Source organism: Schlesneria sp., assembly GCF_036405755.1.
Lineage (GTDB): Bacteria > Planctomycetota > Planctomycetia > Planctomycetales > Planctomycetaceae > Schlesneria > Schlesneria sphaerica.
This window is the reverse complement of sequence record NZ_DASWWZ010000193.1, coordinates 1-11,276: the sequence shown is the minus strand read 5'-3', so window position 1 is coordinate 11,276 and position 11,276 is coordinate 1. Positions and strand designations below refer to the sequence as shown.

Annotated in this window: 7 protein-coding genes; 5 read left to right on the top strand and 2 right to left on the bottom strand. The window is 56.2% G+C overall.

Annotated features, from left to right (window positions below; all coding sequences use genetic code 11):
- Positions 1-143 precede the first annotated feature (143 nt).
- Positions 144-377 carry a hypothetical protein gene (locus tag VGE80_RS06580; RefSeq protein ID WP_373652296.1) on the top strand — a complete coding sequence of 78 codons (234 nt, stop codon included), beginning with the start codon at positions 144-146 and terminating at the stop codon, positions 375-377.
- 276 nt (positions 378-653) lie between these two features.
- On the opposite strand, the gene VGE80_RS06575 is transcribed toward VGE80_RS06580, so the two are convergent.
- On the bottom strand, positions 654-1,298 hold the full coding sequence (locus tag VGE80_RS06575) for a response regulator transcription factor (protein ID WP_373652295.1): 645 nt from the start codon (positions 1,296-1,298) through the stop codon (positions 654-656).
- The gene (locus VGE80_RS06570) at positions 1,295-3,187 is read right to left on the bottom strand and encodes an ATP-binding protein (protein WP_440592098.1); all 1,893 of its coding nucleotides are present in this window, start codon (positions 3,185-3,187) and stop codon (positions 1,295-1,297) included. Before VGE80_RS06570 ends, VGE80_RS06575 begins: the two co-directional genes overlap by 4 nt.
- A 921-nt stretch (positions 3,188-4,108) precedes the next feature.
- On the opposite strand from VGE80_RS06570, the gene VGE80_RS06565 reads away from it, so the two are divergent.
- From VGE80_RS06565 to VGE80_RS06550, 4 genes are all read left to right on the top strand, one after another.
- On the top strand, positions 4,109-5,485 hold the full coding sequence (locus VGE80_RS06565) for an MFS transporter (protein WP_440592097.1): 1,377 nt from the start codon (positions 4,109-4,111) through the stop codon (positions 5,483-5,485).
- Between the two features lie 63 nt (positions 5,486-5,548).
- On the top strand, positions 5,549-8,572 hold the full coding sequence (nirB, locus tag VGE80_RS06560; RefSeq protein WP_440592096.1) for a nitrite reductase large subunit NirB: 3,024 nt from the start codon (positions 5,549-5,551) through the stop codon (positions 8,570-8,572).
- Positions 8,569-10,335, top strand: a complete 1,767-nt coding sequence (locus tag VGE80_RS06555) for a DmsC/YnfH family molybdoenzyme membrane anchor subunit (protein ID WP_440592095.1) — start codon at positions 8,569-8,571, stop codon at positions 10,333-10,335. Before nirB ends, VGE80_RS06555 begins: the two co-directional genes overlap by 4 nt.
- A partial coding sequence (locus VGE80_RS06550; RefSeq protein WP_440592094.1) for a molybdopterin-dependent oxidoreductase occupies positions 10,332-11,276 on the top strand: 945 nt, incomplete at its 3' end. The genes VGE80_RS06555 and VGE80_RS06550, both read left to right, overlap by 4 nt.

Below are 11,276 nucleotides of genomic sequence, written 5' to 3'. Positions count from 1 at the left end.
ATTCACTTTCATTACTGCAAGACGGTTCAAATTCACCTGTCAGCAGTGGCCCGGAATGACGTATCTAACGCCAGTAAGATCGAAAGCAACTTCGCTCTTTCGATCGTAGCGAATGGTTCACGTAAGAAAGTAGAGAATGCTGTATGGATACAATTCGGGGAATCTTCGGAGTCGGTGTTGCGCAACTGATGATGCTGACGGTGATGGTCCCTGCCTATGCGGAAATTGAGGATGGCGAGAGCGAACATCGCCGCGCGAGTGGACGACGGCATGCTCAGGTCGTCAGCCATGATCGGGCCGATTATCCCGTCATCAGCAACTGGCTGACATCGCCAGACACTCCCGAACAGTCGTCCGAACAGGGCCAGCCGGAATAGTTCGGAATCCACCCTCCTTCGGCCACTCGGGTCAGGAATGTGGCTCTCCTGATCTCGACGTGGGGTCATTCCCGTTAGACCTCTCCGTTCAAGGGGACTTTTTATATTTGAGATGGGCGACACAGGCCAGGACGTCTCCACCGGATGCTCGTGTGGGACGTCACGGCCGCGACTCGATGCGATGGCGGGAGGTGCGAACGACTGGGAATCATTCCGGGGAACGGGTTGAACGGGACCGTATCTGCCTTGTTCGGTTCCGTGTCGCCTCGCAACAGGTCACAGGCGGGGTCGCTCGTGCAGTTGGGGCAGAAGTTCATATTGAGTGACCTGTCGGACAAGTTCGGCGAAGGTGCTGACACCGAGCTTCTTCATGATGGAGGCTCTTCTCCCTTCAATCGCCCGCTCGGTAATCTCAAGTCGCGCTGCAATGGTCTTATTGGGGGCACCCGAGATGAGCAGATCGAGTGTCGAGCGTTCCTTTTCGGTGAGGTTTGCCATGCGGCCAGCGAAGTCGCTCCATATCTCACGCGAGGTGCGCCGAGTGCGATCTTCGATCAAGGTGCGCTGGATGGCTTCCAGCATCACCTGACCACTGAAGGGCTTTTCGATGAATTCCGCGGCGCCGAGCTTCATGGCCCGAATGGCCATGGGGACATCGGCGAAGCCCGTCATCAGGATGACCGGGAGAGGGCTGCTAAGTCGGACGAGGTGTTCGAGCAGATCAAGACCACTCATCTCGGGCATGCGCACATCGCACACGACACAACCTGCTGGCGAAGGGGTCAGGTTCTCCAGGAAGCGGGTTGCCGAAGCATAGCAGACGGTCGCAATTCCAATGGACTGAATCAGAAATTCCAGCGATCCACGCATGTCCGCGTCGTCATCGATGATGAAAGCGACAGGGGAACCGTCTCCAATCATGTTCGGTCCCTCTGTGTTGAGGCGACGGAAGTACAGACGTTCTGGATGTCGGAAGGGAGGGGTTGGTTACCGAGAAGGGATGTTTCCAGGAGATCCGCGTCCACAGCCTCGCTCACATCCAGCGGTGTTGGTGGCTGTGCCTTGCGCCCGGTTTGGTCGGACCCGGGTGACTCGGCCAGAATCGGCAGAGTGAATCGGAATTCGGCACCGCCAGCGTCGTTGGGTTCATGCCAGATTTTTCCGCCATGAGCTTCGATGATTCCACGGGCGATGGTCAGGCCAAGGCCAGTCCCGTTCACTTCCGTGGTGACGAATGGTTCGAAGAGGGACTGTGACGTGTCAGGCACCAGACCCGGTCCCGAATCCTTGACGGAGACTTCGATCTCATCGATCGGTCGAGCACGCGATGTCAGCGTGATCTTTCTTTGCGAGGGTTCCCTGTGATCGAGTGCGTTGAAAGCGTTTTCAATGAGGATGACCAAGACTTGCTGGATCTGGATTCCATCGGCGGCCACGTCGGGCAGAGTGTCGTCGAGGTCGAGTTCCAGGACAACGTAGCGTCGCCGAGCTTCGGGCCGGCAAAGTTCGTCGATCTCACGAACAAGATCGTTAATGGATTCGGGTGCGAGTCGAAAGGGGCGACGGCGGGAAAAGTTGCGTGTGCGTCGAACGATTTCGCCTCCGCGCAGAGAGGCCTGCAGTATGGCACGCAAGGGACTGACGAGTTCCCGGGGATCAGGCGAAGCATCGGTCAGCCGGGTGAGGCAGCCTTCCGCGTAGTTGGAGATGGCTCCCAGTGGCTGGTTGATTTCATGGGCCAGAGCTGCTGCCATGGTTCCCATCGACTTCAACCGGTTCGCGTGTACCAGTTGCGTTTGAAGGTCCTGGCTGCGACGTTCGATCTGTTTGCGAATGGTGGTATCCGTGATGACCAGTAGTAGACGGGGCGGGTCTCCCTGAATGCGGCTCATTCGTTGAGGCGAGATTGAGGTCTCGACCTCCCCTCCCTCAAAGCGAACAAACTTGATGTCGGCTGACTGTGGGGATTCCTCGATGGCAAGCAGGCGCTGATAAGTCGGCTGGTCGATTGCTGCCACGAACTCTGAGAGAGAACGTCCGATGAAGACTTCACTCTCCTGGCCGAGCATCTCTCCGAGCCGTCGATTGGCGAATTCGATCCTGCCGTTTGCATCCAGGACGACCAGGCCATCCGTCATGGATTCCACCAGCAGTTCGTAGTTCGCTTCGGATTTTTCCCAAGCCTTTCCCACACTGTTCAGTTCGGGGCGCATCACACCAAACTGAACCAGCAGGAGCGTTCCCAGAATTCCGACCATGATGACAAAACCGAGCCCCTGCAATTGCCGCACGTGCGTTCGTGCCTGGTCTTCGTACACGCCGACCAGACTGTGCATTTCCTTCAGGAACTCGGGTTCATTGAGCAGCAATCCTTCGAGGGCACTTTGCTGGGCATGGGAATCATGACTTGCCAGAAGCTTTATCCCGGCATCGTTCATCGCCTGAAAGAGCGGCTCAAGGCGCCGATATCCCGAGTCAAGCTCTGGATTGGTCGAGAGGCCCCTTTCGACGGTCGTTCTCCGGAGTTGCAGATGGGCAGATCGCCAGGTTTCGAGGGTTTCGGCAAACTCCCCGCGTCGCAGTTCCCGCGTCGTATTCTCGGTGGTGGCGACGAAGGCCAGTGCCTCCTTCACCAGTTTCTGGGACAGCATCCGTTGCCGTCCCGCGAGATTGATCACCGGGGCATCGGACGTCAATTTGACGAGAGACGGTTGAATCAGGAATTGATGCAGAATGACGAGCCCCGCTGAGAGACTCAGCGAAAACCAGATCCGTTTGTCGAGTCGTCGAGCGGGGTTTTCTCGCACCATTTTCCAAAGGTACCAAGCCAGTGTGTGCGGGAAAGTTTACCAGTGATCGGGCGGCCAAAAGTCCTGTTGAAGTCTGTTGTGAGCATCGTGCCCGAGACAGGGAGGATAGCAGTTCCAGCAGTGGCAGGACGCAAACTTCGTTCCGCTGACAGGTGACCCCTTATTGCGGCAGGAAAGGTGTCAGGTTGCCAAGTGCATTCAAGGAAGAGAGGTTCAAGGAAGAGAGGCCGGGGGGAGAGATTCCTTGAGAATCGGGCTCTTTTCGCGGCGGCCCCTTGAGAACATGCTATGCCACCAAAAGCGGCAATTGTGTGCATGAACTGTGCGCAGGCGGCTTCTCGGCAGCGGCGATCGAAGGACAGGAATGTTGCGGGAGAACGAGCGGTGGAGTCTGTCTCTTCTACGTGTCTCGCTGTCTGTACGACGTTGTAAGTGATTCCGATGATAAGTTTTACGCACCGGATCTTGGTCGGGAAAGCATATTGAGGAAGTGCCATCAGGCATACTTGGCCTGACGCAACTCGCTTCCTCAAGGTGATGGTGACTTTCCACATGGAACCGTTCGGCTGTCCGAAATTTCGAGCCCGTGCAAATCACGCCGAACAACTGCAGGCACATCCTTTGCCAACGAGGGTCAATCCACTGAGTGGCATGAAAAACAGAAGTGCTTTCGTTTCCGCATCGTACTCAACCCCGTGTTGAGAACATGGGACTGGCACCTCGAGTTGTCCGAGTTCCTCGTTGATTTCGGCGCGACTTCTTCGGAGCCAGAAATGGGTTCTCCGCTGGGAAGTCACCCATGTGATAGCGCGACAGCGCCGCAATGAATTTGTTCTCGCAGTGATTTCCTTTCGAGAATTCGCCCGAGCCAGCGACTGCGTGAGTTCCATTTCGTCCGTGATCTGTGACAGGAAAAACTGAATGGATGTTTCTGCCAAGGCCACACGTATTCAATTATTGGACATTCATTCGCCGCCGATGCGTGCGTTTCATATGTCTTGGATCGCTTTCTTCTTCTGCTTCTTCGCGTGGTTTGGCATTGCACCCTTAATGCCGATCATTCGCGACGAATTCCAATTGACGAGAGATCAGGTTGGCTGGTGTATCATCGGATCGGTGGGAATTACCTTCTTCGCCCGCTTGTTCATCGGCTGGCTGTGTGACCGGATCGGGCCTCGACTCGCTTACTCGGGGCTTTTGATCGTGGGGGCGGTCCCGGTCATGTTGATCGGACTCGCCTCTGACTATGTGACGTTTCTGCTGTTTCGGATTGCGATCGGAGTGATTGGGGCCTCGTTTGTCGTCACCCAATATCACACTTCGATCATGTTTGCTCCCAACTGTGTTGGAACGGCCAACGCGACCACGGCCGGCTGGGGGAACCTGGGTGGGGGAGTCACGCAGATGGTGATTCCGCTCATGTTCGCCGCTTTCCTCAGCCTTCCTGGATTCAGCTCTGCCAGTGCCTGGCGGGTCAGCCTGCTCATCACGGGAATCGTCTGTGCGCTCACGGGGGTCGCCTATTATTTCCTGACGCAAGACACCCCGGCGGGCAACTTTTCGGACTTGCGACGCCAGGGACACCTGACGTCCGCAAAAGCAGCATCGGGATCCTTCTGGAAGACCTGTTGTGACTATCGAGTCTGGATTCTATTTCTGGCCTATGGCTGCTGCTTTGGAATGGAATTAACGCTCGACAATATCGCTGCGTTGTACTTCGTCGACTATTTCGGCGAACTGGGCAGCGGCGACAAGGTTCAAGCCGTGGCGACGGCAGGGATGATTGCAGGCCTGTTTGGCGGAATGAATCTCTTCGCACGGGCGCTGGGAGGAATTATCGGCGACCGGTTTGGTGACCGATGGGGGGTGAATGGACGAGTCAAATGGCTGTTCATCGCCTTATTTTGTGAAGGACTGGCTCTGCTTCTCTTTTCCCAAGCACGCACATTATGGGCAGGAATTCCGCTGCTGATGCTGCTGGGATTGTTCGTCAAAATGTCCAACGGCGCGACCTATTCTGTTGCCCCATTCCTGAATCGCAAAGCCCTGGGCAGCGTGACGGGGATTGTTGGAGCAGGAGGCAACGCGGGGGCCGTGGCTGCGGGGTTCCTCTTCAAAAGTAACGCACTCACCTGGCCGACAGCCCTGTTCATTCTTGGCATCTGCGTCACGTGTGCGTCGTTCACTGTGCTGACGGTCCGCTTCGCTGGCGAACCGGAGACGGTGAGTCCCCCATTGAGCGACCGCTTGCCGGACCAGACAGACCTGGAACTCTCACGTGCCCCCGCCGTGGTTTGAGGGGTGCCTGTCTCATTGCGTCGATTTCCGCTTCAACTTTCTGTTGCTCAGGATGAGTAGGTCATGATCACTGCCCAATCCCGTCAAACTTGCGCTTCGGACCAACAGACGATCGTTGTCATTGGCAACGGAATGGTTGGACTTCGTTTCTGCGAGAAGCTGGTTCAATACGACAAAGCTCGGCAATATCGGATCGTGACCTTCTGCGAAGAACCTCGAGCGGCGTATGACCGGGTCGGCCTGACATCGTTCTTTGCCCATCGCGATGCAGAAAAGCTGATGCTTGCAAAGCTCGAATGGTACTCGGCGAACGGCGTCGAACTGCATGTGGGCGATCGTGCTGACAGAATCGATCGCCAGCAACGGACAGTCACATCTCAAAAAGGAGTGGTGATTGAGTATGACCGGCTGGTCTTGGCAACGGGTTCCTATCCATTCGTTCCAAAAGTTCCCGGCATCGAAAAACGAGGCGTCTTTGTTTACCGCACGATTGAAGACCTGGAACGGATGATTTCCCACGCCTCCACGTCGCGACGATGTGCGGTGATCGGTGGTGGTCTACTGGGGCTGGAGGCGGCCAAGGCCGTTTACGATCTGGGGCTGGAAGCGCACGTCATCCAGAACACCGGCCGACTGATGCACCGCCAGATCGATGATGCAGGATCCCGGGTCCTGGTCAATCAGATCGCTGCGCTGGGAGTCCACGTTCATCTGAACTGCACTACGAAGGCCGTTCACGGTCAAACCCAGGTGGAAGGGATCGAGTTTGACAATGGGACTCGACTCCCGGTCGACATGATCGTTGTATCTGCGGGAATCCGCCCTCGAGACGAACTCGCGGTTCAGGCTCGCCTGGAACTCGGCCCGCAGGGGGGAGTCAAAATTGATGACCAGCTGAGAACTTCTGATCCCCACATTTATGCCATTGGCGAATGTGCGTATCACAACGGGATGATCTACGGATTGGTGGCACCGGGGTATGAGATGGCGGATGCGCTGGCCTCCACTCTGACAGGGGGGGACAAGCGATTCGAAAAAGCGGATGTCTCAACCAAACTCAAGCTGATGGGTGTCGAAGTTGCGAGCTTCGGTGACTATGAGGCCACTATAGAGACCGCGACACCTTTGCAATTTGAAGACCCGTTTGGTGGCAAGTACAAAAAGCTGCTGTTCTCGCGCGACGGCAAATATCTGCTGGGGGGGATTCTCGTTGGTGATGCGTCTCAGTACGGGATGCTCTCGATGCTGGCGAAAACACGTACGGTCCTCCCCTGCCCTCCTCATGAATTGATCGTGGGGAGTTCGACCTCGGCTTCGGCGGTGGGTGGAATCGACAGCATGCCCGACTCGGCCCCGATCTGCTCTTGCAACAACGTCTCCAAAGGGGCGATTTGTGCCGCGATTACGGAACACAATCTTGAGTCCCCGGCGGCCGTGAAGGCGTGCACAAAGGCGGGGGCCAGTTGCGGCGGCTGTTTTGCACAAGTGACGGACCTGTTCAAGGCTCACATGAAGCGGCTCGGAAAGAATGTGTCGAACCATTTGTGCGAACACTTTGCGTATTCACGAACCGAGTTATTCGCGCTGATCAAACTCAAGCAGTTGAAAACGTTTTCCGAGATTCTCAAGCAATACGGAACGGGCACAGGTTGCGAAATTTGCAAGCCAACGATTGCCTCCATTCTGGCATCGCTCTGGAATGACAATATCCTTGATCCACGGCACGAAGCCTTACAGGATACCAATGATCGATTTCTGGCCAACATGCAGCGAGGCGGGTTGTATTCGGTTGTGCCACGTGTCCCCGGAGGTGAGATCACTCCTGAAAAGCTGATTGTGCTGGGTGAGGTTGCTCAGGAGTACAATCTCTATACGAAGATTACGGGTGGACAACGGATTGACCTGTTCGGTGCACAGGTTCAGGACTTGCCCGACATCTGGGAAAAGCTGGTCGATGCCGGATTCGAAAGCGGGCACGCCTACGGCAAATCGCTGAGAACCGTCAAAAGCTGCGTCGGGACGACGTGGTGTCGGTACGGTTTGCAGGATTCAGTCGGTTTCGCGATTGAAGTCGAGAACCGCTACAAGGGGATTCGTTCACCTCACAAGATCAAAATGGCCGTTTCAGGGTGTACCCGGGAATGTGCCGAGGCACAGTCGAAGGACGTTGGTCTGATCGCGGTGGAAGGGGGCTATAACCTCTACGTCTGTGGGAACGGTGGAACAAAACCACGCCATGCCGAACTTCTGGCAGCGGGGATCGATGAAGAGACTGCGATTCGGTATATCGATCGATTTCTGATGTACTACATCGCGACGGCCGACAAGCTGACGCGAACCTCGGTCTGGTGCGACAAGCTTGAAGGGGGGATCGATCACATCCGCGCGGTTGTGATCGACGACTCGCTGGGACTGGCCTCAGAACTGGAGTCCAGGCTTCAGCATCTGGTTGATACGTATCAGTGCGAGTGGAAGTCGGTCGTGGATGACCCCGAAAAGCGCAAGCGATTCCGGCAATTCGTCAATACCGAAGAGACGGAACCCTGCATCGAATTCGTGACGGAACGGGGCCAGACCCGTCCGGCCGACTGGCCGAACGAACTCGTCTCTCTGGAACAGTTCCAGTCAGATGTTGACCGGCAATTCGGTCGGGTGACTGACGCGGAGACTCGCTGGGTCAAAGTGGGGGCGGTCGATGACTTTCCCATGGATGGAGGTGCGACAGTCAAATACGGCAAAACGCAGATCGCGGTTTTCAATTTCTCCAGCCGAGGAGAATGGTACGCCACTCAAAACATGTGCCCGCACAAGAAAGCGTTCGTCCTGTCGCGCGGACTGATTGGTGATGCGAACGGGACCCCGAAAGTGGCTTGTCCACTTCACAAGAAAACCTTCTCGCTGAAAACTGGCGAATCCCTGTCGGATGCGGAGTACAAAATCAAAACCTTCCCGATCAAAGTCGAAGGGGGAAGCGTCTACCTGGATCTTCCGCGCGTCGAAATCCTTGATGACGTGTATGCCACGGAGATTGGTTGCAGCCTGGCAACGAGCTGTGCAGAACACCGTGAATCGGTGACTGCATCATGACGACACTCCAAACCCGCCCCCTGACACTGCAGGATTTTCATCATGATCTTTCTCCGGTTCCGGCCGAGCGTCCTGACGGCATTTCGTTGATCGCCCATCTCCTTCAGCAGCAGCAGGAATTAAGCGCTGTTGAGATGTTTTCTCGAGAACACCGGACTGATAACAGACCCGCTCAGGCCAGGTACTACGAGAAGCTTCTCCCGGCGACACCTCCCGCAGCAGGGCAGCAGTATGCGTTTGAGGTGGACCTCGACCGCTGTTCGGGTTGCAAAGCCTGCGTCACGGCCTGCCACTCGTTAAATGGACTGGATCAGAATGAAACGTGGCGTGATGTGGGACTGCTTGTCGGCGGGACCGAATTCAATCCTGTCATGCAGCATGTGACTGCGGCGTGCCATCATTGTGTCGAGCCCGCATGCATGAGTGCCTGCCCTGTGGATGCTTACGAAAAAAATGCCGAGACGGGCATTGTCAAGCACCTGGACGATCAATGCTTCGGCTGCCAGTACTGCACACTTGCCTGCCCCTACAACGTTCCCAAATATCATCAAGAGAAAGGGATCGTGCGCAAGTGCGACATGTGCTCGAATCGGTTGTCGAAGGGGGAGGCCCCAGCCTGCGTGCAGGCATGTCCTCACGAAGCGATCGCCATTCGGGTTGTGAGCATTCAGCGAGTGATCGAAGATTCCGAGGCGAACAACTTTCTGCCCGCGGCTCCCGATCCCAGTCTGACACTGCCGACGACGACCTATAAGACCTCACGTCAGTTTCCTCGGAATATGCTGCCTGCTGACTATTATTCAATCAGCCCTGCCCACCCCCATTGGCCGTTGATCCTGATGCTGGTTTTGACCCAATTGTCGGTCGGGGCGTTCACGATTGGGTTTATTCTCGATACGACGGTCGGGGCGGATCTTGCGGCGTTCTTTCGTCCACTGCATGCGACGAGTGCATTGATTCTTGGCCTGCTCGCCCTCGCCGCAAGCACCTGCCATCTGGGGCGTCCTCTTTACGCCTTTCGCGGAATTCTGGGCTGGCGACACTCATGGCTGAGTCGCGAAATTGTGTTGTTCGGACTGTTCGCGTGCCTGGCAGTTCTCTATGCGGTGGCATGCTGGATTGACAGTCAGCCCTCGTCGACTGCATTGCCGATGGCGCGTTTTGTCCGCCCCTACCTGCCGATTCTCGGGGGACTGGTCTCATCGGTCGGGCTCAGCGGGGTCTTTTGTTCGGTCATGATTTATGTTTTCACCCAACGAGACCTGTGGAATCTCGAACAGACACTCATTCGGTTTACACTGACGACTGCGCTGCTGGGGACGACGACGACGTTGCTTTCCTGCCTGCTGATGCAATGGTTCGTCGATGTCAACATCGCAACAGGGATGCTGCTTGGAATCGGTCGTTCACTGGTTCCCCTGGTCATCGCGTTCAATCTGGCAAAACTGCTGTTTGACCTCGCGCTGTTGAGGCATCGATTAAGTTCGCGGATGACCTCGCTGAAGCGTTCGGCCCTGCTTGTCTGCGGACCGCTGCTCCCTGTGGCCTGGGCTCGACTTAGCCTGGGGGTGCTGGGAGGACTTGCCCTGCCATTGGTGTTGTTGCATCTGCTGAAGAAGGATGGATCAGTCCTTGCGGAACCGCTGATTGCCAGCACGATTTGTCTCATCTGGTTCGGCTGTCTCGGTGCGGAATTGTTCGAACGCTACCTGTTCTTTGCCGCGGTCTCGAGCCCCCGCATGCCGGGTGGAGTACGCTCATGAGTAAGCTGATTGACAGTCTTCGACAAGTTCCTCCGTTGTCGCTCATTCATCAGCGCGAAGGGGCATTAACCCGAGAACTGGTGCAGGAACCTGGCGGATTCGGTCTCGGGCAACTTCCTTCGCGTCATCTGCCCGAAGCTGTCACGAAGATGGTCTGCGGCTATTGCTCAACCGGTTGCAGTTTGGACATCCATCTTCGCAATGGCGTGGCAGCAAACTTATCTCCATCGACGGACTACCCGGTGAACCTGGGGATGGCCTGCCCCAAAGGTTGGGAAGCCCTCACGGTCCTTGACGCACCAGATCGAGCGACGACACCCCTCATGCGGAATGCCAGCGGTAAACTGGTCGCTGTGGATTGGAACACGGCGCTGACCGAGTTTGTATCCCGCATGAAGGGGATTCAGGAGCAACACGGACCTCATTCCATTGCCTTTCTCAGCACAGGACAAATCGCCACGGAAGAGATGGCTTTTCTGGGGGCGCTGGCGAAATTCGGAATGGGAATGCTCCACGGTGATGGAAACACGCGCCAATGTATGGCGACAGCCGTGGTCGCGTATAAGCAGGCTTTCGGATTCGATGCCCCCCCCTACACCTACGCGGACTTCGAAGAGTCTGACGTACTCGTCTTTACGGGAGCCAATCCGTGTCTGGCCCATCCCATCATGTGGGAACGCGTGATGCGAAATCGCCGATCGCCTGAGATCGTCGTGATCGATCCCCGCATGACCGAAACCGCGATGTACGCCACACAGCATCTGGCAATCGCACCAAAATCGGATCAGATTCTCTTCTATGGGATTGCGCGAATTCTGATTGAAAACGGCTGGGTCGATCAAGGATTCATTGAGCAATCGACGGAAGGGTATGACCAGTTTGCAAGGTTTGTTGAACCGTTTGAGGTTTCGCGTGTCGCAGCCGAAACGAGATTACGACCC